General features: G+C 68.1%; 22 protein-coding genes. 5 read left to right on the forward strand and 17 right to left on the reverse strand.

What is annotated here, in order from left to right:
• Positions 1-64 precede the first annotated feature (64 nt).
• Together CKW46_RS06085 and CKW46_RS06090 are read left to right on the forward strand one after the other, a co-directional pair.
• Entirely contained in the window at positions 65-1,372 is a 1,308-nt protein-coding gene (locus CKW46_RS06085; RefSeq protein WP_015354413.1) for an MFS transporter, read from the forward strand.
• A gap of 137 nt (positions 1,373-1,509) precedes the next feature.
• Complete coding sequence (locus tag CKW46_RS06090) at positions 1,510-2,166, forward strand: LON peptidase substrate-binding domain-containing protein (protein ID WP_015354414.1); 657 nt, start codon at positions 1,510-1,512, stop codon at positions 2,164-2,166.
• Between the two features lie 6 nt (positions 2,167-2,172).
• On the opposite strand, the gene CKW46_RS06095 is transcribed toward CKW46_RS06090, so the two are convergent.
• The 8 genes from CKW46_RS06095 to CKW46_RS06130 form a co-directional block, all read right to left on the reverse strand.
• Positions 2,173-4,347, reverse strand: coding sequence for an AAA family ATPase (locus CKW46_RS06095; RefSeq protein ID WP_117436253.1), 2,175 nt, complete (start codon positions 4,345-4,347; stop codon positions 2,173-2,175).
• Positions 4,344-5,219 carry a CDP-diacylglycerol--serine O-phosphatidyltransferase gene (gene pssA / locus CKW46_RS06100; RefSeq protein WP_020728031.1) on the reverse strand — a complete coding sequence of 292 codons (876 nt, stop codon included), beginning with the start codon at positions 5,217-5,219 and terminating at the stop codon, positions 4,344-4,346. Before pssA ends, CKW46_RS06095 begins: the two co-directional genes overlap by 4 nt.
• Complete coding sequence (locus tag CKW46_RS06105) at positions 5,216-5,938, reverse strand: phosphatidylserine decarboxylase (protein ID WP_117436252.1); 723 nt, start codon at positions 5,936-5,938, stop codon at positions 5,216-5,218. Before CKW46_RS06105 ends, pssA begins: the two co-directional genes overlap by 4 nt.
• Positions 5,939-6,023: 85 nt before the next feature.
• A complete protein-coding gene (locus CKW46_RS06110; RefSeq protein WP_482052958.1) occupies positions 6,024-8,972 on the reverse strand; it encodes a PE family protein in 2,949 nt (982 codons plus the stop codon).
• 256 nt (positions 8,973-9,228) lie between these two features.
• A complete protein-coding gene (locus CKW46_RS06115; RefSeq protein WP_482053374.1) occupies positions 9,229-10,431 on the reverse strand; it encodes an ISAs1-like element IS2404/ISMul1 family transposase in 1,203 nt (400 codons plus the stop codon).
• A 230-nt stretch (positions 10,432-10,661) separates the two neighbouring features.
• Positions 10,662-11,867: a molybdopterin molybdotransferase MoeA gene (gene moeA / locus CKW46_RS06120; protein WP_015354419.1), complete on the reverse strand. Its 1,206-nt coding sequence runs from the start codon at positions 11,865-11,867 to the stop codon at positions 10,662-10,664.
• An 18-nt stretch (positions 11,868-11,885) separates the two neighbouring features.
• On the reverse strand, positions 11,886-12,824 hold the full coding sequence (locus CKW46_RS06125; protein ID WP_015354420.1) for an SDR family NAD(P)-dependent oxidoreductase: 939 nt from the start codon (positions 12,822-12,824) through the stop codon (positions 11,886-11,888).
• A 46-nt stretch (positions 12,825-12,870) separates the two neighbouring features.
• Positions 12,871-13,374 (reverse strand): cupin domain-containing protein, encoded by a 504-nt coding sequence (locus CKW46_RS06130; protein WP_117436416.1) that lies wholly within the window; start codon positions 13,372-13,374, stop codon positions 12,871-12,873.
• A 309-nt stretch (positions 13,375-13,683) separates the two neighbouring features.
• Here CKW46_RS06130 and groL point away from each other — a divergent pair, with 309 nt between their 5' ends.
• The gene (gene groL, locus CKW46_RS06135; protein WP_015354422.1) at positions 13,684-15,309 is read left to right on the forward strand and encodes a chaperonin GroEL; all 1,626 of its coding nucleotides are present in this window, start codon (positions 13,684-13,686) and stop codon (positions 15,307-15,309) included.
• Positions 15,310-15,392: 83 nt separating this feature from the next.
• On the opposite strand, the gene CKW46_RS06140 is transcribed toward groL, so the two are convergent.
• The 3 genes from CKW46_RS06140 to CKW46_RS06150 form a co-directional block, all read right to left on the reverse strand.
• The gene (locus tag CKW46_RS06140; protein WP_015354423.1) at positions 15,393-15,812 is read right to left on the reverse strand and encodes a pyridoxamine 5'-phosphate oxidase family protein; all 420 of its coding nucleotides are present in this window, start codon (positions 15,810-15,812) and stop codon (positions 15,393-15,395) included.
• 36 nt (positions 15,813-15,848) lie between these two features.
• Positions 15,849-17,315 (reverse strand): capsule stability/integrity protein PPE10, encoded by a 1,467-nt coding sequence (locus CKW46_RS06145; RefSeq protein WP_012392709.1) that lies wholly within the window; start codon positions 17,313-17,315, stop codon positions 15,849-15,851.
• A 95-nt stretch (positions 17,316-17,410) separates the two neighbouring features.
• Positions 17,411-19,159: an N-acyl-D-amino-acid deacylase family protein gene (locus CKW46_RS06150; RefSeq protein WP_240274307.1), complete on the reverse strand. Its 1,749-nt coding sequence runs from the start codon at positions 19,157-19,159 to the stop codon at positions 17,411-17,413.
• A gap of 65 nt (positions 19,160-19,224) precedes the next feature.
• On the opposite strand from CKW46_RS06150, the gene CKW46_RS06155 reads away from it, so the two are divergent.
• Both CKW46_RS06155 and CKW46_RS06160 read left to right on the forward strand, forming a co-directional pair.
• Complete coding sequence (locus CKW46_RS06155; RefSeq protein ID WP_012392711.1) at positions 19,225-19,740, forward strand: mycothiol transferase; 516 nt, start codon at positions 19,225-19,227, stop codon at positions 19,738-19,740.
• Positions 19,741-19,749: 9 nt separating this feature from the next.
• Entirely contained in the window at positions 19,750-20,577 is an 828-nt protein-coding gene (locus tag CKW46_RS06160; RefSeq protein ID WP_015354427.1) for a hypothetical protein, read from the forward strand.
• A 31-nt stretch (positions 20,578-20,608) separates the two neighbouring features.
• Here CKW46_RS06160 and CKW46_RS06165 read toward each other — a convergent pair whose 3' ends face one another.
• From CKW46_RS06165 to CKW46_RS06190, 6 genes are read right to left on the reverse strand one after another with little or no spacing between them, the layout of a single operon-like run.
• Complete coding sequence (locus CKW46_RS06165) at positions 20,609-21,307, reverse strand: anti-sigma factor (RefSeq protein WP_011739563.1); 699 nt, start codon at positions 21,305-21,307, stop codon at positions 20,609-20,611.
• Complete coding sequence (locus CKW46_RS06170) at positions 21,304-21,867, reverse strand: sigma-70 family RNA polymerase sigma factor (protein WP_011739564.1); 564 nt, start codon at positions 21,865-21,867, stop codon at positions 21,304-21,306. The genes CKW46_RS06165 and CKW46_RS06170 overlap by 4 nt, the downstream gene beginning before the upstream one ends.
• A 45-nt stretch (positions 21,868-21,912) precedes the next feature.
• A complete protein-coding gene (locus tag CKW46_RS06175; RefSeq protein WP_094361513.1) occupies positions 21,913-22,686 on the reverse strand; it encodes a DUF1295 domain-containing protein in 774 nt (257 codons plus the stop codon).
• Between the two features lie 17 nt (positions 22,687-22,703).
• Positions 22,704-23,990 carry a class I SAM-dependent methyltransferase gene (locus tag CKW46_RS06180; protein ID WP_482052959.1) on the reverse strand — a complete coding sequence of 429 codons (1,287 nt, stop codon included), beginning with the start codon at positions 23,988-23,990 and terminating at the stop codon, positions 22,704-22,706.
• Entirely contained in the window at positions 23,987-24,703 is a 717-nt protein-coding gene (locus CKW46_RS06185; RefSeq protein WP_020788749.1) for a DUF1365 domain-containing protein, read from the reverse strand. Before CKW46_RS06185 ends, CKW46_RS06180 begins: the two co-directional genes overlap by 4 nt.
• Complete coding sequence (locus CKW46_RS06190) at positions 24,697-26,013, reverse strand: NAD(P)/FAD-dependent oxidoreductase (RefSeq protein ID WP_482052960.1); 1,317 nt, start codon at positions 26,011-26,013, stop codon at positions 24,697-24,699. The genes CKW46_RS06185 and CKW46_RS06190 overlap by 7 nt, the downstream gene beginning before the upstream one ends.
• Positions 26,014-26,041: the final 28 nt, after the last annotated feature.

A 26,041-nucleotide genomic window follows, 5' to 3' on the forward strand; every position in this document is an offset into this window, starting at 1 on the left:
GCCCAATACATCCATTCATCCTATGATTCCTACCGTTGTCCAACACTGGATTGGGGGAATTCCGATGACTGCTGTGGCGGCACCGGTGATCCACGACCCAACCGCCAGCCGGTCGTTGTTTGCCAGCAGGGTGACGGTCTTGCTGGCGATCGCACTGTCCGCCTTCACCATACGGTCCGCCGTCACCTCGATGGCGCCCCTGCTGGCGAGGGTCGCAGACACGATGGGCTTCGGCGGTACCGTCATCGGCGTCTTCGGGATGCTCCCCACCGCCATGTTCGCCTTGGCCGGGTTCGCCGCGCCCCTGAGCCGCCGGTTCGGCCCGGAACGTCTGGCGCTGCTCAGTGTCTTGGCCACAGCGGCGGGGACTGCCGGCCGCTCGATGGCGTCCGACACGTCCGAGCTGATGGCGTTCACCACGCTTGCCCTCGTCGGCATGGGCATCGCAAACATTGTGGTCCCGCCGCTGGTCAAGAAGTACTTCAACGATCGCGTCGCCTTGATGAGCGCGATCTACCTCGCCTGCCTACAGCTGGGCACCATCATGCCGGCCGTGGCCGCGGTGCCACTGGCCGAGTCCTATGGATGGCGGGCCTCGCTCGCAATCTGGGCGCTCATTCCCGCGGTCGCAGTTCTACCGTGGATACTCGTCCTCGTCCGCCGCCGCACCAATGGCACCGATCACGCTGCCCGGACGGGAAAAAAGATCGGGCCGATCTGGCGCTCGCCGATCTCCTGGGGCCTGACCTTCATGTTCAGCATGACGTCGCTGATCACCTATGCGATGTTTGCCTGGCTTCCCGTGATCGTGACATCTGCCGGAGGCAGCGAAGCGCTCGGAGGCGCCATGGTTGCGACCTTCTCCGGCGTCGGGTTCCTTGCAACGCTGGTCACGCCCAGGCTGTGCGCTAGGGCTGCCAACCCGTTCCCCATTGTCGCCGCTTCTGCGTTGTGCTTTCTCGTCGGTTTCGCGGGATTGCTGTGGGCTCCGCTGACCGCGCCCATCGTCTGGGCGATATTTCTCGGACTCGGCCCAAGCACCTTCCCGGCCGCGATCACCCTCATCAATCTGCGGTCGCGCACCGAAAGCGGCTCCGCGGCGCTGTCCGGTTTCACCCAGGGCATGGGCTATCTGTTGGCCAGCCCAGGACCACTGATCTTCGGAATCCTCTACAACGCCACCGGACGGTGGGAACTGTCGTTCGGATTTCTCCTGGTCCCGCTGATTGCACTGCTGGCCGGTGGGTATCACGCCTGCAAGCCCCGCTATCTGGAAGACACGTTGACCCCTTCCCGGAAGTCGGGATCGGACGCTGTCGAGGACGTTGTCGAGGGAGAACGTCTGCAGGAGTGTTCGACGAGCTGCGCTTGACCTCGCGACCGGCCGGTGAGCCGGGGCTTGGTGATCACCCCGCCTTGCGCGATACGCTGCCTTTCTGCACAACCCTGCGATCGTGGCGTGGCCGCGACTGTTGTCTGGCAGGTGTGGCAGACCCGGATTGAGGGGGCATGGTGGCCGTTCCGAAGCCCTTCGAAGCACCGATGTTTCCGCTGGAGGCGGCGATGCTGCCCGGCCAGGATCTGCCATTGCGCATCTTTGAGCCTCGCTACAGCGCGCTGGTGCGACACTGCCTCGATACTGGTGATCCGTTCGGTGTGGTCCTGATCGCCGGTGGGCGCGAGGTGGGTGGCGGTGAGTCACGATACGACGTCGGGACGCTGGCCAGGATCACCGAATACGTCGACGAGGGCGCGGGTCGTTATCAGTTGTTGTGCCGCACTGGGGAACGGATTCGGGTATGTGACTGGCTCCCGGACGACCCCTATCCGCGCGCGACGGTACAGATCTGGCCAGATGAGCCGGGCGCAGCGGTGAGTGCGGCCCAGTTTCGCGACACCGAAGACCGGGTGATGGCGTTGTTCGAACGGATCGCCACCGCCCGTGGCATCGAGTTGCCGGGTCGCGATGTGGTGTTCGACTACCAGTCCGACGACATCGCCGCTGACGCGGGAACGTTGTTGTACGAGTTGGCGTCTCGGGTTCCGATGGGCCCGGCCGACGGCTACGCGGTGTTGTCGGCGCGGTCGGCCGCTGATCGGCTGGCCGCACTTGCCGAGGCGGTGGACTCGGTCGAGGCGATGGTCGATTTCCAGCTGTCCGACTAGTCCGGCTCAGAGCTCTTCGCCGAACGCGCGCAACGCATCCACCTGCAGCGGATCCAATGACGGGCGGACGGCCTGGCGCGCGGCGGCGAGGTCCGCGGCGGTGACGTCGGCCGCGTCGATGGAACGGCGCATCGCGGTCAGCGCCGCCTCGCGCAGCAATGCCACGCAGTCGGCGGCGCTGTAGCCGTCGAGCCCCGCGGCCACCTCATCCAGGTCGACGTCGGCGCTGAGCGGGATGGACTTGCCTGCGGTGCGCAGGATCTCGAGGCGCGCCTCAGCATCGGGCGGCTCGACGAACACCAGACGTTCCAGCCGGCCCGGGCGCAGCAGCGCCGGATCGATCAGATCGGGGCGGTTGGTCGCCCCCAGCACCACCACGTCACGCAGCGGCTCGATGCCGTCGAGCTCGGTCAGCAGGGCGGCGACCACCCGATCCCCAACACCCGAATCGAAGCTTTGCCCGCGTCGGGGCGCCAGGGCATCCACCTCGTCGAGAAACACCAACGACGGCGCCGAATCGCGGGCCCGACGAAAAAGCTCACGGACGGCTTTCTCCGAGGAGCCAACCCATTTGTCCATCAGCTCGGAGCCCTTGACCGCGTGCACGCTCAACTGCCCGGTGCTGGCCAATGCCCGGACCACGAAGGTCTTGCCGCACCCGGGAGGGCCGTAGAGCAGTACCCCCCGCGGGGGCTCCACCCCTAACCGGGCGAACGTGTCCGGATGCTGCAAGGGCCACAGCACCGCCTCGGTCAGGGCCTGCTTGGCCTGGGCCATGTCCCCGACATCGTCGAGGGTGATGCTTCCCACCGCGACCTCCGAGCTCGCCGAGCGCGACAGGGGGCGGATGACGGTCAGCGCGCCAAGCAGGTCTTCCTGGTTGAGCTCTGGTGGCTGACCATCGGTACTAGCTCGCGAAGCGGCCCGCAGCGCCGCCTCGCGCAGCAGCGCGGCCAGGTCGGCAACTACGAACCCCGGCGTGCGGCTGGCTATTTCGTCAATATCCAAGTCGCCGGTAGGTACGTGCCGCAGCAGGGCTTCCAGCAGGGCCTTGCGGGTGGCCGCGTCGGGCAGCGGCAACCCCAATTCCCGGTCGCACAGGTCGGGCGCGCGTAACCGGGCGTCGAGCTGGTCGGGCGCGGCGGTAGTGGCGATCAGCACCACGCCATCGGTGGCGACCGCGGTGCGCAGCTCGCCGAGGATCAGCGCGGCAACCGGTTCCGCGGTGGCCGGCAGCAGCGCCTCCACGTCGGTGATCAACAGCACCCCGCCGCCGTCGCGAACCGTCGCGACGGCGGCGGCCACGGCCTTGAGCCGATTCTCCGGGGCCAGCGCACCAACCTCGGGACCGTCGAGTTCGACCAGCCGGCGTCCGGCACACACCGCGCGCACCAGCGTCACCTTGCCGACGCCAGCCGGACCGGACACCAGCACGCCCAGATTGGTGCCCGCACCCAAAGACTGCAGTAGATGAGGTTCATCGAGGGCGAGCTTGAGCCATTCGGTGAGCTTGGCCGCCTGCGGCTGGGCACCCTTGAGCTCCTCGACCTGGATCTCCGGGGTCGCCACGCTGACCCGCTCGGCCTGGGATGACTGCGCGGTGTGGGGCACCCCGGTGCCCCAGGTGACCAACGTGTTCGGCTGCACACTGACCGGCGCATCGGGATCGACGCCGGTGACGGTCAACAGCTCCGATGTCCAGCTGATGCCGACCGCCGACGCCAAGGCCTGGCTGGCGGCCGAAGTCGAGGTGCCCGGGCCCAGGTCGCGGGGCAACAGCGACACCGCGTCGCCGACGGTCATCACCTTGCCCAGCAGCGCCTGGCGCAAGGTGATCGGCGAAAGCGATTGGGTGGCCAGCGACGAGCCGCTCAGCGTCACGGTCCGTGCACCGTAGACGGTGACCGAGTTGACCAGCACCGCAGTGCCTTCGCGTAGTCCGGCGTTGGACAGGGTCACGTCGTCCAGCAATATGGTGCCGACCGGGACCTGGTCATCAGCCATGCCGGCCACCGCCGCGGTCGTTCGGGACCCGGTCAACGAAACCGCATCCCACTCCCGGATCCCGAGGGCGGCAATGGCGCTCGGGTGCAACCGCACCACGCCGCGACGTGAGTCCACCGCCGACGTGTTCAGCCGGGCGGTCAGCGTCAGCTGTGGAGCCCCATAGGGGCTGGTCACAACCGCCCGCCCGGCTTGCGCAGCCCCAGCCGCGCCACCGAACGGCGCGCCACCGACCGGCGATGCGGCTGCGCTCTGCGAATCGCGCGCCGCGCGGCGCGTCGTTGCTTGGGTTTGTCGCCCCACACCTCGGGATGCTCGGCCAGCCAGCGCTTGCTGCGCACCGCGAACGGAATGTGACACACGTAGGCGATGATGATCACCCAGATCAAGATGTAGGGAGCCAGCACCGCGGCGGCCGCCATGATGGCCAGCACCGCCAGCAGCACCGCGGCCAGATTGGGCGGCACCGCCACGGCATGCATCTTCTTCATGGGGATCCCGCTGACCATCAGCATCGATGTGCCAGTGATCCAGAAAGCCAGGAACCACACCGAGGTCCACCAGCCCTCACCGAACTGCATCTTCAAGGCCAGCAGGCCGATCATGGAAACCGCGCCCGCCGGTGCGGGCATTCCGACGAAGAATTCGTGTGCGTACGCGGGCTGGGTGCCGTCATCCAGCAGCGCGTTGAAGCGCGCCAGCCGAAGCACGACGCACACCGCGTAGAGCAGCACCACAACCCAACCGACCTGCCACTTCGACAGCATCGTGACATAGAGCACCAGCGCGGGCGTCACGCCGAAATTCACCGCATCGGCCAGGGAGTCGATTTCTGCGCCCATGCGCGACTGGGCGTCCAGAATGCGGGCCACCCGGCCGTCGAGTCCGTCCAGAATGGCCGCCGCCGCGATCAGCGCCATCGCGGGCACCGGCTGGTGTTCGAGGGCGAATTTGATCGAGGTCAGCCCGGCGCAGATGGACAGCACCGTCATTGCGCTGGGCAAGATCTGCAGGTTTACCGCGCGCCTGCTCCGAGGCTTGGTCGTCATGGCAGGTCAGCCAATATGGTCTCGCCGGCAATCGTGCGCTGGCCAACTATGACCACCGGCTCGGTGCCCGGTGGCAGGTAGGTATCCAGGCGAGAGCCGAAACGGATCAGACCGTAAGTGTCGCCGATCGCCAATTTGTCTCCGACGTGTGCGTCGCACACGATGCGGCGCGCTACCAGCCCGGCAACCTGTACCGCGACCACTTCAGCACCGTTGGCGGTGCGGATGCGCACGCTGTTGCGTTCGTTGTCGTCGCTCGCCGCGGGCAGGTCGGCCGACCCGAAGCGGCCGGGCCGGTGCTGGACGGCGACGACCTCGCCGCTGACCGGGGCCCGCTGCACGTGGGCGTCGAATACCGACAAGAAGATGCTGACCCTGGGGAGCGGCGCGTCGCCCATAATGAGTTCGGCCGGTGGTGCCGCGGTGTCGATCACGCAGATCACGCCGTCGGCGGGTGCCACGATGGCGCCGGCCCGGCTCGGTGGTACCCGGGGCGGGTGACGGAAGAAGCCGGCGCAGGCGCCGGCGGCCAGCAGCCCCGTCCGGCGCGCCCAGCGGTGCCGGTATCCGACACCGGCCACGGCTAGGCCCGCAGCGATGAAGGGGCGCCCGGCCGGGTGTATCGGCGGGATGGTGGATCGCACCAACGCCAGCAGATGCTGCGGGCTCAGAGTCGGTTCCGCGGAGGATGAGTCGGAACGGCGGGGACGTCGTGCCACGCGGCCATCTTACGGAGCGCCGTGGCGGTCAGTGTACGGACGGCGCCCCGATGTGCCTGAGCACACCGGGGCGCCGTCAACAAGGTCATGCGCCGTCGTGCCCGTTCTCGCCTATCAGTGTGCCGCCAGTGCCTCCCGTTCCGGCGGTGCCCGGTGGCAAACCAAGACCGAGAATGCCTCCATTGCCGCCCGTGCCGACCAACTGGGCGTCGCCGCCCTTGCCGCCGTCACCACCCGGCGCAGCCCCGAGGCCGATCCCGCCCGCGCCGCCGTTGCCGCCGTCTCCGATCAGGGCGCCGGTGCCGCCGTTGCCGCCGTCCCCGGAAGTGATACCGCCAAAGCCGCCGTCGCCGCCGGTCCCGCCGTCGCCAAGGAGCCCGCGAGCCCTGCCGCCGTCGCCGCCGGTCCCGCCGTCGCCAAGGAGCCCGCGAGCCCTGCCGCCGTCGCCGCCGGTCCCGCCGGTGCCGCCACCTGCGCCGTTTCCGCCTGCCCCGCCGGACCCGCCGTTGCCGAAGAGCATGGCGGCGTTGCCGCCGGATCCGCCGGCCGTACCGGCAGCGACCGTGCCGCCGCCTCCGGCGCCGCCGGCTCCGCCGTCGCCATAGACCACGCCGGCGTTGCCGCCGGCCCCGCCGACACCACCGCCGCCTCCGCCGCCGCCGGCCCCGCCGGCCCCGCCGGTACCGGAGAGGGCGCCAGCCGAGCCGCCGGCTCCGCCGGCCCCGCCGGTGTCGAGGCCGATCGCGCCGGCTCCGCCGGCACCGCCGGCACCGAAGAGAGTGGCGGCGCCGCCCCCGGTGCCGCCGGCGCCACCGACAGTCTGGCGGGCTCCGCCGGCCCCGCCGGCGCCACCGGTGCCGGAGAACACGCCGGCGTTGCCGCCGGCTCCGCCGGCCCCGCCTTCGGTGCCTGCGGGAGCGATGCCACCGGCCCCGCCGTTGCCGGAGAACGCCCCGGCGGCACCGCCGTCGCCGCCGGCTCCGCCGGCCCCGCCAGTCACCAGGCTGAACCCGCCGGTGCCGCCATTGCCGCCGGCCCCGAACAGTCCAACGCCTCCAGCGCCGCCGGCCCCGCCGCTCTGGCCGCCTCCGCCCTCACCGCCGGCACCGCCGGCGCCGAATAGACCTGCCATGCCGCCCGTGCCACCGGCCCCACCGAGAACGGCCCCGATTCCGCCGGTGCCACCGACCCCTGCGCCGCCCGACAGCAGCCCCGCGGCCCCGCCGTTGCCGCCGGCCTGGCCGGTTCCCAGGCCGTTGACCGCGCCGGAACCACCGGCGCCACCGTTGCCGAACAAGATCCCACCGTCGCCGCCGTTGGCCCCGGTTCCCGCGGCGCCGTTGGCGCCGTTGCCGATCAGCGGGCGATCCAGCAGCGCCTGGGTGGGCGCGTTGATTAAGTCGAGAAGAGCCTGGTTTGACGTGGCCAGCCCGGGAGCGCCGGCTTCGCCCGCTGTCCCAGCTGGGACGCCCAGGCCGGGATTGCCGCCGTTGCCGCCGGTTCCGAATAGCTGGGCGTCACCGCCTCGGCCCCCGTTACCGCCGGGGTCCACGGTGCCGGATCCGCCCGCGCCGCCGTTGCCGCCGCTGCCGATCAGTGCTGCCTTGCCGCCGGCCCCACCGTCGCCGCCGGCCCCACCCGCGGTGGCCAGGCCGCCGTTGCCGCCGGTCCCGCCGTCGCCGAACAGGCCGGCGGCGTTGCCGCCGTCGCCGCCGACACCGCTGACGGTGCCCACGGCGCCGTTGCCGCCGGTCCCGCCGGAGCCGAAGAGCGTTGCGGCATCCCCGCCGTCGCCGCCCTTGCCGCCGGCAGCAGCGCCGCCGATGCCGCCGGCCCCGCCGTCGCCGTAGACCATGCCGCTGTTCCCGCCGGCCCCGCCGGCGCCGCCGCTGACTTGGCCGAAGCCGCCCGCCCCGCCGGCTCCACCGGCGCCGAACAGGGCGCCGGCGCTGCCGCCGATGCCGCCGGCTCCACCGGCATCGAAGCTGGTTCCGCCGGCCCCACCGACCCCGCCGGTGCCGACCAGGTCGGCGGCGTTGCCGCCGGCCCCACCTGCACCGCCGGCGCTGGTCGCGACTCCGCCGGTGCCGCCGGCCCCGCCGTCGCCGTGGAACAGGCCGGCGTTGCCGCCGGCCCCACCGGCCCCGCCGCTGCTGCCGGGGATGTTGCCGCCGGCCCCGCCGGCCCCGCCGACGCCGCCGTCGCCGTAGAAGGTGCCGGCGTCGCCGCCCTGCCCGCCCGCGCCCCCGGCAGTCGCTCCGCCGCCGCCGAGCCCGCCCGCGCCACCGTTGCCGAACAGCAGGCTGGCCCCGCCGGCCCCGCCGGTCCCGCCGACCGTGGCGTTGGCCATTCCGCCGGCCCCGCCGGCCCCGCCGGCGCCGAACAGCCCGAGGCCGCCCGCACCGCCGGTGCCACCGCTGGCGCCCACCCCACCGGTGCCGCCGGCCCCGCCCGCGCTGAATAGCCCACCGGTTCCGCCTTGGCCGCCGGCTCCGCCGGCGCCGGCCGCTCCGAGGCCACCCGAGCCTCCCGCGCCGGCCGTGCCGGCCAGCAGCCCGGCGGCGCCGCCGTTGCCGCCGGCCCCGCCGGTGAGGCCGGTCGCGCCCGATCCGCCGGCCCCGCCATTGCCGATCAGTATTCCGCCGTCGCCACCGCTCGCGCCGGTTCCCGCGGCCCCGTTGGCTCCGTTGCCGATCAACGGGCGATTCAGCAGCGCCTGGGTGGGGGCGTTCACCAAGTTGAGCAGATTTTGCGACGCCGCCTCGGCGCTCGCGTATGAGCTCGCGCCGGTGGTCAAGGCCTGCACGAATTGATCATGAAATAGTGCCGCTTGGGAGCTGACTGCCTGGAAAGATTGGCCGTGCGCGCCGAAAAGCGCCGCGATCTGCATTGATATCTTATCGGCGGCGGCGGATATCACCGCGGTCGTCGGGGCGGCCGCCGCATAGCTGGCCTGGCCGATGGTGTTGTCAATGCCGGCCAAATCCGTTGCCGCCGCGCTCAATAAATCTGGTGTCGCTATCAGATAAGACATGCGTATCCCGTCCGTTTCCCTGGCTTTTGGCGATTAAGCAGCAGTCGAACGGATCGTATTTGTTTCGCATTCTTGATCACTCTGGAGATCTGTCAAGAGTTATCAAAACGTTATATTTAGTAGGCTAAACGTAAAGCCTTTTTACAGAGGCGGGTTTATGCCAGATCCATAAATGTAATTGTCGAGACAATATCGTCTCATTTTTGCGTTCGGTATCTCATTTTCTGGGGATAGTCCAGGGCTCCGGCGTTGTTGATTAGCAGGCTTGTGAGCTGGGGAATTGTGGATTGAGGAGGTCTAGGCGGCGGTTGGCGGTCAAAGCGGTGATCCGGCAGGCTTCGGCGATGTTGTCGGCGCCGTTGAGGCGGTGCAGATTGATCGCGGTGTTGCGTAGCGTTGCTAGGACCTGTGCGCCGTTTCCGGTATGTGCCCTTTGACGGTCTTCGTCGAAGGTGACGTCGCGTATCCAGTGCAGGCTGTTCTCGATTCCCCAGTGTTGACGCATCCAGGTCATGATCGCGGTAGGGCGGGCGTGCTCGAACGGCAGGCTGCAGATGGCATAGACCACCTCCACGCTGCGCTGGTCGGTGGCGGTGATCAAGCGTTCACGAGTGATCCGGATGATTTGTTTTGCGTAGGAGAAGCCGATTCCTCGTACAGCGGTGATGATTTGCAAGGTGCGGGTCTCGACACGGCCGTGGCCGCGGGAGTCATCGGTAGCGGCTGCGGGCACCTCGGCCCAGGGCAGCGCGGTGATACGCGCAAGTATTTTGGCTTGGTTGGACTTGACGATCATCAGGTAGTGCAACTTCAAGGTGGCGCAGATCAACTTCGCGGTGACGACCTGGGTATGCATCGCATCCACGGTGACCAGCCACCGCAAGCTACCCGGCAGCAGCGTGAGCAGGGCACGTACGCAGGGAATTTCATTGCTTTTCTCGGCGACAGCGAGTTGACCGAGCACCAATCGGGCACGGTGGGCGAACACCGACACGAGATGCGTGGCTGTCGCTTTGGCGCGTAAAGCACCACGCAGCATCTTGCCGTCCAACGCGATCGGCACCAATCCACTGGGGTCGCTGCTGGCCACGTGTGCAGTGAAGTAACTGCCCATCCTGGCGTTGAGGTCGGCGGGGTCTAGCCGAGACAAAACAGCGCGGAAGGTCTTCTCACTGGGCCGCCGGAACCGGACCCCTAATTGGGCCAACACATCATCGGGAGCGGTGGCCGCCCATGTGGCAAAACCAGCATAGCCGCGCATCCCCGCGGCAGTGGCCAGAACCGCGATCGCCAACAAAGCCATCAGCGAATACCTCCGACCGCGTGGGTCCCTCGGGTCTGGCACCGAGGCCAACACATCGAGAAACTCCGATCCGATGAGCTCGCTGCGCTCACCAGGACTCCAGCGGTCGAACACCTCTGGAACCGACGACACAGGCAATACTGAAACGGTAGGCACGGGCAACTCCAGACCAACGACGAACAGTAACCAACTCGATCGTTCTCCAGATAGCCCGTGCCTACACTCCGGCCCCAATAGCGCGGCACCAAAGATCATCAACCCAGCTCACAAGCCTGCTAATCAACAACGCCGGAGCCCTGGGGGATAGTCGATCCGCGGGCTCCCGGCCTGGATCCGGGGCGCGATCAGTCGGGCGTTGGACCGATATCGGGCTCGGTCGCCGCGGTTTAGGTCAAATCCCAGACTTGTACCTGGGTTCCGGCGGACACCTCCACATCATCCTCCGGAATCTCCAGCAAGGCGTTGGCCGAGGCCAGCCAGCGCAAGTGGTGCGAGGCCGGCGGCCCGTAGCTGGTGACCTGTCCGGTGCCTATGTCGAGGATCGCGCGCCGGAACTGCCGCTTGCCGCGCGGTGAGGTGACCGTCTCGGTCATCACCGCGGTCCGCTGTGGTCGCCGCGGATCCGGCAGACCCATGGCCAGGCGCAGCGCGGGACGGATGAACACCTCAAAGGACACCAGCGCGCTGACCGGGTTGCCGGGCAGGGTCACGATCGGCGTGCCGGCCACCAGGCCGACGCCCTGGGGCATTCCCGGTTGCATCGCCACCTTGACGAACTCGACGCCCTGATCGCCTTCGCGGCCGAAGGCGTCTTTGACAACCTCATAGGCTCCGGCACTGACGCCCCCGCTGGTGATGATCAGGTCCGCGGCACCCGCGTGTCGGTCGAGAATCGCGACGAACTGCGCGACGTCGTCCCCAGCGGTGTCGGTGGCTACCACGACCGCACCGGCGTCGCGGGCCGCGGCAGTCAGCATGACCGCGTTGGACTCGTAGATCTGTCCGGGTTGCAGTGGCGTGCCCGGCGGTACCAGCTCCGTGCCGGTGGAGACCACCAGCACGCGCTGGCGGGGGATCACGCTGAGCTCGGCCAGCCCCAGCGCGGCGGCCAAGCCCAGCGCTGCCGGTGTCACCAGCTGGCCGGCTTGCAGGACGGTGGTACCGGCGGCGACATCTTCACCCGCGCGCCGGATGTGCTTGCCCGCGACAGCGGGCTGGCCGATCTGTACCGTCTCGAGGCCCCCGTCGGTGGCTTCCACCGGCACGATCGCCGTCGCGCCGGCGGGTACCGGCGCCCCGGTCATGATCCGGTGCGCCGTCCCCGGGTGCAGCCTCAGTTGGTCGACGCGCCCCGCCGGAATGTCCTCGGCCACTGGCAACACCACCGGGTGCTGCGCACTCGCGCCCACGGTGTCCTCGGCCCGCACCGCGTAGCCGTCCATCGCGGAGTTGTCGAACACCGGTAGCGGCAGTGGGGCGACCACGTCGTCGGCGAGCACCAGGCCCTGCGCTTGCTGCAATGGGACCTTGGCGACGGGACGGGCCCGGACCATGTTGGTGACGACCCGCTGATGCTCCTCGACCGACCGCATGCGGCCATTATCGGCCCGCTAGACGGGGAAGCTGACCCCGGTGAGCTCCTCGGAGACCGTCCAAAGCCGACGTTGCAGGTCCTCGTCGTGAGATTGAGCGCTGGACTGGACGATTTTCGGGTGGCCGCGCTGCTCGGCGAAACCGTCCGGACCGTAGTACTGGCCGCCGGCCGCCGAGGGATCGGTGGCGGCGCGCAGCGTCGGCAGAGCACCCATCTGCGCGCTCTGGAACAGCGCCGGGCCGAGAATGTTGGCTAGCGGAACCAACATCCGTGGCAGGTTTCGGGCCAGTTCGGTATTGGAGCCGCCGGGGTGGGCCGCGACGGCGATCGTCGCGGCCTGGGAGTCCGCCGCGAGCCTGCGCTGCAGCTCGTAGGTGAACAGCAGGTTGGCCAGCTTGGACTGTCCATATGCCGCGACTCGGTTGTAGCTGCGTTCCCACTGCAGATCGTCGAAGTGGATCGCGGCCCGAATGCGGTGGCCCAGGCTGCTGACCGTGATCACCCGCGAGCCGGGTACCGGCAGCAGGTGATCGAGCAACAACCCGGTCAGCGCAAAGTGGCCCAGGTGGTTGGTGCCGAACTGCATCTCGAAGCCGTCCTTGGTCACCTGCTTCGGTGTCCACATCACGCCGGCGTTGTTGATCAGCAGGTCGATGCGTGGGTAGGCCGAACGCAGTGCATCGGCGGCGCTGCGCACCGAGTCCAGTGAGCTCAGGTCCAGGGCCTGCAACGTGACGTCGGCCTGGGGCTTGGCCGCAACGATCTGTGCCACGGCGGCGTTGCCCTTCTCGGGGTTGCGTACCGCCAGCACGACGTGGGCGCCGCGGCCGGCCAGCGCCTCGGCGGTGTGGTAGCCGAGCCCGGTATTGGCGCCGGTGACCACCACCACCCGGCCGCTTTGATCCGGGATGTCGGAGGCCGACCAATGACTCTTGGCTTTCCCCTTAGCGCTCATGGCCAGAACATACTCACTTCCGGCCCGGGCGGCCCGGCCGCCAGAACTATTGGATCCAGAAGTTGTCGTGCGCGACGAAGAACTCCCGGCGTTGGTCGTCGGTCATGTCGGCCAGGCCCGGGAACCCCTCGAAGTAGTCCTCGCGCGGGGCGCCGGGGGCGAACAGGATCAGGATCGATGCCGGCTGGTCGGACTCGTTGCGGAAGCCGTGCACTCCGCCGGGCGGTACATAGAGGTAATCGCCGGCGGATGCGTCGACCCAGTCTCGCCCGTCGTGCATGCGCATCGACCCGGACAGGACGAAGAAGGACTCCGACATCGTCTTGTGGAAATGCGGACCCGGCCCACCTCCGGCCGGTGCGATATCGACGCGGTAGAGCCCAAAATCGCCGTCAGTGGTTTTCTGGGTGGCCAGGTAGTGGTACTTGGTGCCGCCCAACTCCAGGTTGGGAGGTTCGTCCCGACGTTTCAGCCGAGCACTGACCTCTCCCTTCTCGCCGGTGTAGCGCGCTGGCGGATAGGGCGGGTAGGCAGGCATGACGAGCGACATCACCCCAGTGTGGCCCAACGCTTCACGCGACAGGCTGTTGTTCGGGCCGAGCGCCCGCCCGCCGCGGCGCGCGCCGTATCGTCGGCGGGTGGGGGCGTCCTTGCACTCGACATAGGCGAGTGCTAAAAATGACGTTGGCACTCGCGACCCGCGAGTGCTAGGTCGGGACGGTGAGAACGGGCCTGGTCGTGATCTGCGACCTGGCTTCGGTCGTCCGTCGCGGGCACTGCGCCCGGCCAGCGTAAGTAACGGGGTTGCCATTACCCGGTGACCCCCGTTTCATTCCCAATCCGGAGGAATCACTTCGCAATGGCCAAGACAATTGCGTACGACGAAGAGGCCCGTCGCGGCCTCGAGCGGGGCCTGAACGCCCTCGCCGACGCGGTAAAGGTGACGTTGGGCCCCAAGGGTCGCAACGTCGTCCTGGAGAAGAAGTGGGGTGCCCCCACGATCACCAACGATGGTGTGTCCATCGCCAAGGAGATCGAGCTGGAGGACCCGTACGAGAAGATCGGCGCTGAGCTGGTCAAGGAAGTTGCCAAGAAGACCGACGACGTGGCCGGTGACGGCACGACGACGGCCACCGTGCTGGCCCAGGCGCTGGTCAAGGAAGGCCTGCGCAACGTTGCGGCCGGTGCCAACCCGCTCGGTCTGAAGCGCGGCATCGAGAAGGCAGTCGAGAAGGTCACCGAGATCCTGCTCAAGTCGGCCAAAGAGGTCGAGACCAAGGAGCAGATCGCGGCGACCGCAGCCATCTCCGCCGGCGACCAGTCGATCGGCGACCTGATCGCCGAGGCGATGGACAAGGTGGGCAACGAGGGCGTCATCACCGTCGAGGAGTCCAACACCTTCGGCCTGCAGCTCGAGCTCACCGAGGGGATGCGGTTCGACAAGGGCTACATCTCGGGCTACTTCGTCACCGACGCCGAGCGTCAGGAAGCGGTCCTGGAGGACCCCTACATCCTGCTGGTCAGCTCCAAGGTGTCCACCGTCAAGGACCTGCTGCCGCTGCTGGAGAAGGTCATTCAGGGCGGCAAGCCGCTGCTGATCATCGCTGAGGACGTCGAGGGCGAGGCGCTGTCCACCCTGGTCGTCAACAAGATCCGTGGCACCTTCAAGTCGGTGGCGGTCAAGGCCCCCGGCTTCGGTGACCGCCGCAAGGCGATGCTGCAGGACATGGCCATCCTCACCGGTGGTCAGGTCATCAGCGAAGAGGTTGGCCTCTCCCTCGAGACCGCCGACATCTCGCTGCTGGGTAAGGCCCGCAAGGTCGTCATCACCAAGGACGAGACCACCCTCGTCGAGGGCGCCGGTGACTCCGACGCCATCGCTGGACGGGTGGCCCAGATCCGCGCCGAGATCGAGAACAGCGACTCCGACTACGACCGTGAGAAGCTGCAGGAGCGCCTGGCCAAGCTGGCCGGCGGTGTTGCGGTGATCAAGGCCGGGGCTGCCACCGAGGTGGAGCTCAAGGAGCGCAAGCACCGCATCGAGGACGCGGTCCGTAACGCCAAGGCTGCCGTTGAGGAGGGCATCGTCGCCGGTGGTGGCGTCGCCCTGCTGCACGCGGTCCCGTCGCTGGACGAGCTGAAGCTGTCCGGTGACGAGGCCACCGGCGCCAACATCGTCCGGGTGGCTCTCGAGGCTCCGCTGAAGCAGATCGCTTTCAACGGTGGCTTGGAGCCCGGTGTGGTGGCCGAGAAGGTCCGTAACTCGCCCGCCGGTACCGGCTTGAACGCCGCCACCGGTGTGTACGAGGACCTGCTCAAGGCCGGCGTTGCCGACCCGGTCAAGGTGACCCGTTCGGCGCTGCAGAACGCGGCGTCCATCGCGGGTCTGTTCCTGACGACCGAGGCCGTTGTCGCCGACAAGCCGGAGAAGGCGGCCGCTCCCGCGGGCGACCCGACCGGCGGCATGGGCGGCATGGACTTCTAAGTCCGCAAGGCGCGCAAGTTCGCAAGCACGAAAAAGCCCGGTTCCCTTCGGGGGCCGGGCTTTTTCGTGTGTGTACGGGCGCGCTAGGAAGGCTCGGAGAACACGACGCAGTCATGCAGGCAGCCGCTGGCTGTGGCGGCAGAGTCGGCGTTGCGGTGCAGCAACGCCTTGGTGGGCAGCACAGCGCACTGGGCCGTTTCGGTGCCGGCGTCGGATACCTCGGCGCGCCCATCAACGATCAGCGAATAGCCGCCGGGCTCGGGTGGCGGCCACAGGAGCGTGGCATCACCATGGCTGGTCAGGTTGGCGCGGGTGCGGCCGCCGATCAGCCCGACCTCGATGACCGCGCGCGGTCCGTCCGGTCCGTCGGGCAGGCCACGCAGCACCGGTTCCACGGTCACCGTGTGCACGTGGTGGTCGTCGTCAACGGTGATCAGGTAGGCGAACGGGTAGTCGGTCAAGGCGTCGGCCAACCGCTTGAGGTCCACCTTCTTGGCAGCCATGCAATCGAGGATAGATGCCGGCCGGATGGGGTGTGACTACTCCGTGCGCAGCGGCAGCTGGATGTCGGCTTCGCTGTCAGCCGTCTCGCGGTTCGGATAGAAGCTGGACCTGGGGATGCCCGCACCGGCGTTTGCCGGCGCTTCACGGGTGGCGACGCTTCGCGCACCCGCATCGCTGTTAGCCGAGTTGTACAGGCCGGAGTATCCGGCAGCCGGGCTGCGTAGGCCCGCGCCCGCGGTGGAGCCACTGTTTGCACCCGCAGAGACGGGGCCGGCGTCGGCAGCCGCCGCCGCTACCGGCGCCGCGGCCGCGGGAGCGGCGGCAGCCGGGGTGGCTGCGGTGGGGGTCAATCCGCCGGCCAGCGCCGGATTCAGGCCGCCGGTGTGTGCCAGCGCCGAACTCAGGATCCCCGAGCTCAAGGTGGCCGTGCCGCCCGTTGCGTAGGTGGCCGAGCTGGCCAAGCTGGTAGAGCTTGCCATGTCGCTGCCGTGCATCGATTGCCACATGCCGCTGCTCATGCTGGCGGTGCCGAAACCGGTGCTCATGCTCCCGGAGTTGCCCAGGCCCGAATTGAGGGAGCCTGAGTTGCCGATACCCATGTTTCCGTTGCCGGAATTGAAGAAGCCGACGTTGCCGGTGCCCGAGTTTCCGATTCCGACGTTGCCGCTACCCGAGTTGAAGCCGCCGAAGCCGAACTGATGATCGCCGGTCAGGCCGAACCCGAAGTCGCCGTTGCCGGTGTTGCCGAAGCCGACGTTCCCGCTGCCCAGGTTGCCCAACCCGACGTTGCTGTTACCGGTGTTGCCGCTACCGATGTTGCTGCTTCCGGTGTTACCGGTGCCGACGTTGCTGCTTCCGGTGTTGCCGCTGCCCCAGTTGTTGTTGCCGACGTTGTTGTTGCCGACATTGCCGGTGCCGCTGTTGCCGAAGCCCAGGTTGATCTGGCCGTTCTTGCCGATGTCGATACCGAGGTTGCGCAGCACCTGCTTCCAGGGCGCCAGCGCCGAAGCGGCCGCCGACGCTTCGGCGTGGTAGGCGGCCATGGCCGCCACGTCGAGCGCCCACATCTGCTCGTAGGCGGCCTCGATGTCCATGATCGCGGGGGTGTTGAAACCCAGCCAGTTCGTGGCCGCCAGCACCTGCATCAGCCCGCGGTTGGCCGTGACCACCGCGGGCTGCACCGTCGCCGCCAGAGCCGATTCGAACGCGCCTGCCGTGACAGCGGCCTGTGCGGCCGCCTGCTCCGCCTGTGCCGCAGCCGCACCGAGCCACGCCATGTATTGGGTGGCGACAGCCATCATGGCTGCCGCCGAGGGGCCCAGCCATGAGCCACTGGTCAACTCGGAGGTGACCGAGCTGAATGACGACACCGCTGACGCCAATTCCTCGGCCAAACCGCCCCAAGCCGCGGCAGCGGCAAGAAGCGGCCCCGCTCCGGGACCGGCGAACATTAGTGCCGAATTAATCTCTGGCGGCAACCACGCAAAATGCGGGTTTGTCACCAGCCCAAACTACCTGGCGACGGCCGCTACCGTGGCCGTATCGGCATCGGAAAAATGTCGATCCATAGGGGGTTTACAGGAACCCCCAAGTTCCCTCACGCCGGGACCGGGGCTGGCTGCCGTCCGCGGACCAGCTTGCCGGGCCGGGCAGCGGTCGGCACCCCGTTCTCGGCGATCACCTGACCCGATACCACGGTTGCAACATAGCCCTCGGCGGTCTGATCCAAGCGCCGCCCGCCCGCGGGCAGGTCGTACCTGATGACCGGCTTGTGCAGTCGGAGTGCGGCGTGGTCGATGACGTTGAGGTCGGCCTTGTAGCCGACCGCGATGCGTCCGCGGTCGCCCAGGCCGGCCACCCGGGCCGGCACGGATGTGAGTTCGCGGACGGCTTCGGCCACGCTGAATCGCCCGGATGCCCGATCGCGAGCCCAGTGCGTCAGAAAGTAGGTCGAGTAGCTGGCGTCGCAGATCATCCCGTAGTGGGCGCCCCCGTCGCCGAGACCGAGCACCACGTCTTCGCGATGCAATAGTTTGCCGACAGTGTCCAGCGAGTTGTTCTCCATGTTGCTGGTCGCGACCAGCAACATGGCGTGCCCGTCGTCGTCGAGCAGCCGGTCGTAGGCCTCCTCCATCGGGCTGACGCCGCGGGCGCGAGCCCGAGCCCCGATGCTGTCGGCCGCCGCCGGCTCGTAGTTGGGGTCCTCAGTCAGCGGAAAGATCCAGTCCCAGGCCTGCGCCACATACAGAATCGGATGCCCGACGCCGGGCTTATCGGCCAGGATGCGGGCCCGGACGTCGGGTTTGCGCATTTCGGCGACACGCTCGGCCAACGGCAGATGTGCGATCTCGCGGTAGCTGGGATAGAGCACAAATGGGTTTGCCGACAGCTGCAGTCCGATGATCAGCCCGATCGGACGGGGCAGTAGCTGCGCGGTGAAGCGGGTTCCCTCGCCCGCGTTCTTGTTCGCGTTCTCGACCATTGTGATGGCATCGGGCCAGCTGGGTTCGCCGACGTTGCCGACCACCAACGAGAACGTGACTGGCAGCCCGACCTCCTCGGCGACATCGAACACGGTCTGCAACACCGGCTGGTAGCCGCCGGCTGGGATGTCGGGCACAAACTGCAACAGGCCACCGCCGCCGTCGACGACGCCCTTGGCGATCTCTTCGATCTCCGCACGGGCGGCGTCGTAGCTCGGAATCGGCGATCCGCTCTCGGTTTTGTGGATGGTCAGCCGCGACGACGCGAACCCCAGCGCACCGATCTCGATGGCCTGTTTGGCCAGTGCCCGCATGGTGGCCAGGTCTTCGGGGGTGGCCGGCTCGCGGTCGGCGCCGCGCTGACCCATGACATAGACCCGCAGCGGGGAGTGCGGCAGAAAGGCGGCCACATCGATGTCGCGTGCTCCCGCCTCCAACGCGTCCATGAATTCGGGGAACGTCTCCCAGGTCCAGGGCAGGCCATCGGTCATGACAACGCCGGGGATGTCCTCGACACCGGCCATCACGTCGACGAGCACGTCGTGGTCCTGCTGGCGGCACGGCGCAAAACCCACCCCGCAATTGCCCATCAGCACGGTCGTCACGCCGTGCGCCGATGATGGTGTCAGTCGGTCTGACCAGATTGACTGACCGTCGTAGTGGGTGTGCAGGTCGACGAACCCCGGGGTGACCAGCAGGCCGCTGGCGTCGATCACCCGCCCGGCGGCGTCGCCGTTGACCGAGTCGTCGGGTGGCCCGACGGCCACGATGATGCCGTCGCGTACCGCGACGTCGCCGACGTACGGCTCACCCCCCAGCCCGTCAACGATGGTTCCGTTACGGATGAGGAGGTCGTAGCTCATCTAATCAATTTACGACCGCGGCGGTCGGTGGTGCCAGGTCCGATGGCGCTCGTAGAGTCGGCCGTATGGCTACCTCCGATGCCGCGGCCCGCGAGCTGCTGCGCGACGCGTTCACCCGAGTGATCGAACACGTCGATGAACTCACCGACGGTCTGACCGAGCAAGTGGCCAACTACCGGCCAACACCGGCCGCCAACAGCATCGCCTGGCTGATCTGGCACAGTGCGCGGGTCCAGGACGTCCAGGTGGCCGACATCGCCGGGGTCGAACAGGCGTGGACTCGTGATGGCTGGGTGGACCGGTTCGGGCTGGACCTGCCCCGCGGCGACACCGGCTACGGGCACGGCGCGCAGGATGTGGCTAAAGTGCGTGCGCCGGCCGAGCTGCTGGCCGGCTACTACCACGCGGTGCACGCCCTGACGCTGCAGTACGTCGCGGGTGTGACCGCCGAGGAACTGTCCCGCGTGGTGGACACCCATTGGGATCCGCCGGTCACCGCGAGCGTCCGATTGATCAGCGTGGTCGACGACTGCGCCCAACACCTGGGACAGGCTGCCTACCTGCGCGGGATCGCCCAGTAGGTTCTAGGCGTGCGATTGCTTGCGACGGTGGTCTTATGGCTGGCCACCACGGTCGCGCTGGCGGTGGCGGTCCCGGCCGCGTGGGCGCAGACACACATCATCGATCGTGACGGCTACACCGCGCTGGCCGGCCGGGCCGCCGATGATCCGGTGCTGCAGTCGGCGATGGCCGCTGAACTCAGCACCCGTGCCATGGCGCTCATCGCCAAGCGCGGCGGCCAGCACGACGCGATCGACGGGTCGGCGGTGCAGGAGGCGGCCATGTCGTTTACCACCAGCGCAGCATTTCCGCCGTTGTTCGCTCAGGCGAATCGGGTGGCACACGACTGGCTGTTCAGCGAAGCGCAGTCCGCGGCCGACGGCGAGCGCTGGGTGGTCGACCTGGCGCCGATGCTCAACGACAGTTCCATCCAGCAGGTCTTGAGCAGCTATCACGTGACGGTGCCCGACACCTTGCGAGTTCCGTTGACGGTGTCGACTCCCCAGCCCCTGCATCAAGGCCAATTGCGCCGAGTCGCGGTCTGGGGTCCCTGGGTCAGCATCGGGGCGGCGGCCCTCGCGGTGGTCTGCGGGCTGCTGACGCTGATCACCGCCCGCCGCCGCGGCAAGGCGCTGAGCAGTCTGGGTGTCTCGGCGCTAATGGTCGGCGCTGCCGGCTGGGCGGGCATCGAAGTCGGCGGCCGATACGTCAACGAAGCGCTCAACCGCACCACGGGTGACATCCGCCGCATCGCCGATGTCATGGTCAATACCGCGGAGGGCAGCCTGCATCTATGGCTGAATTTGACGCTGCTTGCCGGCGTCGCGCTGGTGGTGGTGGTGCCGTGGCCGCGATGATCAAGAGCCTGTGGAACTAGCGCCGGACGGGTCAGCGTAGCGGCAGCTCGGCCAGCACCGTGCCGGTCGGCTTGGTCGAACCCGTGCCGGGCTCGACGGTGAACGCCAGCGTCGTCGAGTCGCCGAGATCGGTCAGCGTCGCTTTTGTCGACGGCGTGACCGCCGTGGGGCCCATGGTTCCCGCCGATGTCGGCCCCTTGGCGTCGACCAGCCACATCTGATAGACGGTGCCCGGAGACGGCGGCGGCACATTGTTCATCACCAACACACCCGCGTTGCGATCGCGGGAGAACATCACGGTGGCCGTTCCGCCGCCGAGCCGGCCGGAGACCGTCTGCACATCCGGCGCGGCCAGCACCTGCTCGGCGACCGTCGGCGATGCCGACGGTCGGGTCAGGACGCCCAGGCCGAACGCGCCCAGCCCCACCGCGATCGCCGCGGCGGAAGCGAAAACTGCAGTGCGCCAACGTGGTTGACGGCGGCTCTGAGCGGGCTCCGCGGCTGCGAGCAGCGCCTGGCGCAGCTCTGCTGGTGGCTGCGCGGCCGTGGCGGCCGATACCACCGACATCGTTTCGCGCACCGACCGAACTTCTTCGTCGAATGCGGCGGCCACCGGCGCCGGTGCTGCGCTAAGCCGGCGTTCGATGTCGAGTCTCTCCTCGTCGGAGACCGCATGCAGGGCATACGGTGTCGCCAGCTCGAGCAGTTGGAAGTCGGTCGGCTCGGTCATGACGCATCCAGGCAGTTGCGCAGACCGCGCAGCGCGTCGCGCATGCGTGATTTGATCGTCGAAAGATTGGTGGCCAACCGCTGCGACACTTCGGCATAGGTCAGCCCGCCGTAGTAGGCCAGCTCGATGCACTGCCGCTGGGTATCGGTCAGCCCATCCAGGCACTCCACCACCCGGCGACGTTCATCACCGGCGATCGCCGAATCGGCGACCACGTCACTGGCCAGATCGACATTGGCCGCGCCATAGCGCGACTCCCGCTGGCTGCCGGCCTGCTCGGCGCGCACCCGGTCCACCGCGCGCCGATGCGCCATGGTCAGCAACCAGGCCAGGGGAGAGCCCTTGGTGGCGTCGTAATCCGATGCCGTCCGCCACACCTCGAGATAGATCTCCTGGGTGGTTTCCTCGCTGTAGCCGGCATCACGCAACACCCGTGCCACCAGTCCATACACCCGCGTACAGGTGTGGTCGTAGAACATGGCGAACGCGTCGCGCTCGCCCCGTGCGATCTGGCGCAATAGGGCGTTGAGGTCGTCGCTGCGCCCCGGCGGTCCGGTCATCGATCGGTAGCCTATCGCCAGTTGGCGCCAAGATCGCCGGGCCGGTCATTGATGACGCGCCGATCGAGGCGGCCGGGGCACGAAATACGCCGTCCGCCGTTGATATTCGCCGAATCCGGGACGATCCTTCATGTACTTCTCGGTCAGTCGCGCGCCGCTGACGTCGACCAGGAAGTACGTCATCAGCAGCGGTGAGCCCACGGTGATCAGCGGGACCCAGCCGGTGATGGTGACCAGCCACAATCCCCACCAGACGCAGGCGTCGCCGAAGTAGTTGGGGTGGCGCGTCCAGGCCCACAGGCCGCGATCCATGATGGCGCCCCGGTTGGCGGGGTCGGCCTTGAACGCCCGCAACTGGTGGTCGCCCAGGGCCTCGAAGACGACGCCGAGCAGCCACACCGCTACGCCCAGCGCCCCGACGGCCAGCAGCGGCTTCGGCGTCGGCCCGGTGACGGCAGACAGCTGCAACGGGAAGGAGATGAACAGCGTCAAGAATGCTTGCAGCACGAACACTTTGCGCACCACCTGCCCCAGCGTGGCGCCGCGGAGCAGATCCGTGTAGCGCGGATCTTCTCCCTTGCCGACCGTCTTGCGGTGGATGTGCCAGCTCAGCCGCAAACCCCAGATAGCCACCAGCGCCAGCAGTAGCCACCGGCGGGTCGGGTCGCCGCTGCCCAGTACCGCCGAAACGGCGGCAACGGCGACGAACCCCAGACCCCAGGCCACGTCGACGACGTTGTAGCGGCCGATGCGGTGGCCGATCGCAAATGTCACCGAATGCACGACGATCAGCGCGGCGGCCGATGCGCCGGAGATCAGCAGAATTCCGTCTCCGATCACCGGCCATCCTCACGTTCGAACGTCCACTGGTAGACGTCGAGGTAACCCGACCGGAATCCGGCCTCCGAGTAGGCCAAGTACAGCTCCCACATCCGTTTGAACACGTCGTCGAAGCCCAACTGTGCCAGCTCACCCTGGCGCTGCAGAAACCGTTCCCGCCACAGCCGCAAGGTCTGCGCGTAGTGCGGTCGCAGTGAGGCCGTGTCGATGGGGCGCAAGGCGGTGTGGCGCTCGGTGATGTCTGCGATCGCCTGGGTGGACGGCAGCAGTCCGCCCGGAAAGATGTACTTCTGCACCCAGGTCAAGGTATTGCGGCTGGCCAGCATCCGGTCATGGGGCATGGTGATCGCCTGGATCGCCACCTTCCCGCCCGGCCGTACCAGCCGCTGCAGCGCGGCGAAATACTTTGTCCACGAGTGGTATCCGATCGCCTCGATCATCTCGACGGAGAGCACGCTGTCATAGGCTGCGCCCTCGCTGCCGACATCGCGGTAGTCGCACAGGTCGATCTGGACCAGATGGGATAGGCCCGCCTCGGCGACCCGCCTGCGCGCCAGCCGCTGCTGTTCGACCGAGAGGGTTATCGATCGGACCTGCGCGCCCCGCGACGCCGCCCGGATGCACAGCTCGCCCCAGCCGGTGCCGATCTCGAGCACCCGGCTACCGTCGCGAACCTCGGCCATATCGAGTAACCGATCGATCTTGCGCCGTTGGGCCGCAGCCAGATCCGGCCAGGCGGCGGGTAGCTGGTCGAAGAGCGCCGACGAATACGTCATGGTGTCGTCGAGGAACTGCGCGAACAGCTCATTCGACAGGTCGTAGTGTTCGGCGATGTTGCGCCGGGCCTCATCGCGGCTGGGGTCTCGCCAGCGCGGCCGAAAAGCCGGTGCAATGGGTCGCAGCCACTGGAGGGAGGGTGGTATCAGCTCGGCCACCGACTCGGCGAACACCGTCAGCGCCGCGGCGAGATCGTTTGATGACCACTCCGCGGCCATGTAGGCTTCGCCGAAGCCGATCAGGCCGTTTCGCCCGATCCGCCGGGCCAGCGCGGCCGGCTGGTGCACCACGATGGTGGGCCCATCGGCGGCACCGATCGAGGTGCCGTCCGGGTAGACCAGTCGTAGTGGCAGGCGGGCAACCGCGCGGCGCAGCAGCCGGTGCGCGATTGCGGCAGCCACCGCGGAAAGCGGGCCCGACGGCGGCTTTGCCACCGCCGGCCAGCGCCGCGAATCGATGACTTCGGAGCGTTCTTGGAGGGGCTCGCGGACGGTGTCGACACTCATCGCGGTACCACCGGAACTCGACGCAACCACAATTTGATCCCCTGTATCCGGATGCGGGCGGCCACCACCAACGGGGCCAACGGCGCAATGATTTGCATGATCGCGACTTGCTTGGTTGTCGCTGGTAGTCGTTTCCCGTGCAGGTTGGCGGTGAAGCTCTGCCGGTTCTCGCGGTGCAGCGAAACCGTGACGTCCACCTCGGCTTCGGGCCGTGGCGCTTGTATCAGGTAGTACCCGTCGACCTGGTTGAACGGTGAGACGTAGAAATTCTTGACGGCGGCCACCGGCAGCTCGGCCGGCGGTAGCAGGTAGGCATGGCGTCCCCCGTAGGTGTTGTGCACCTCTGCCACCACGTGGCGCAGCCTGCCGTCGCGGTCGTGGCACCAAAAGACGCTCAACGGATTGAAGACGTAGCCGAATACGCGCGCCTGCAACAGCGCGGTCACGCGGCCGTCAGGGATTTCGGCGCCCTGTTCGGCGAAGAAAGCCTCCAGGCGGTCCCGAAGGGATCCCTGCGGCGGGGAGATGAAGTGGTCATCGGCGTGGAACCGGGCCATCGGCCGTAGCCACCACGGCAGCCGGGGTAAGTCGTCAACGTCGACATACCAGCTGTAGCTGCGGTATCCGAACGAGTGGTGCACCGGGACCCGCCGCGCATGGGTGATGGTGGTGCGGTAGATCGCCGGTGCCATTACCCGGGTTTGAGTCAGCATGACAACATCGCCTCCGGTCGGGTTCGGGCCGGCCAGTCGGCTCCGAGCCGCCGCGCCGCGCGTAGTCCCGATGCGGCGCCGTCCTCGTGGAATCCCCAGCCGTGGTAGGCCCCGGCGAACACCACCCGATCGTCGTCGAGCGTCGGCAAAACACGCTGGGCGGCAACCGATTCCGGCGTGTAGAGGGGATGGCTATAGGTCATCTCGGCGATCACCGATCGGGTATCCACCCGGTCGTGGCCACCGAGGGTGACCACGAAACGGCGGTTGCCGCCAATGCGCATCAACCTGCTGACGTCGTAGCTGACCACCACATGGTCCTGTCCGGGGGCCACCAGGTAGTTCCACGATGCCCGGGCCCGGTGGTGCCGTGGCAGCACCGATTCGTCGGTGTGCAGCAGGGCGCGATTGGTCGAGTAGGGGATTGCCCCCAAGACGTTGCGCTCCCCGGTCGTCGGATCATCGAGCAACAGCAGGGCTTGATTGGGGTGCACGGCGACGACAGCGGCATCGAAACAGCGGGGCGCGTCGCCACCGGCCCGTATCACGACCCCGTCGGCCGTCCGGCGCAGCGAATGCACCGCGGCGCCGGTGCGAACCTCGTCCAGACTCGAGGCGATGGCACGCACATAGTTGACGCTGCCGCCGGTGACAGTGCGCCACGTCGGTGACCCGAACACCGACAACATGCCGTGATGCTCGAGAAAGACGAACAGATACCGGGCCGGGTAGCGCAACGCATCGCCAGCGGCACACGACCACACGGCGGCCACCAACGGCGTGATGAAGTAGTCGACGAAGAACGACGAGAAGCGGTGCCGCTTGAGAAACGCCTCCAGCGTCTCCAGATCGTCCCCAGCGCTGCCGGCGGTGTCCTCGCGCAGCAATCTGGAGGCGGCCCGGTGGAAGCGCAGGATCTCGGCCAGCATCATCAGGTAGCGCGGCCGCAATGCCGCCGAGCAGGCAAACAGGCCGCGCGGTCCCAGCGCTCCGGCATATTCGAGCCCGATGTCGTCGGCGCGCACCGACATCGACATCTCTGACTCTTGGGTGGCCACGCCGAGCTCGGCGAACAATCGGCACAGCGTCGGGTAGGTCCGGTCGCTATGGACCAGAAACGCCGAATCGACGCCCACGAACGTGCCGTCGCCGGCGTCCAGACAGTGGGTATGGGCGTGTCCGCCGAGTCGGGTGTCCGCCTCGTAGAGGGTGACCCGGTCACGTCCGGACAGCAGGTAGGCGGCGGTCAGTCCGGCGACGCCGCTGCCGATGACGGCTATCGAACGCTGGGTGAGAGTTTTCTGCTGCACATGAGGTATTCGGAGCCGCCGGCCGCTT

This window comes from Mycobacterium liflandii (assembly GCF_022354805.1).
Classification (GTDB): domain Bacteria; phylum Actinomycetota; class Actinomycetes; order Mycobacteriales; family Mycobacteriaceae; genus Mycobacterium; species Mycobacterium marinum.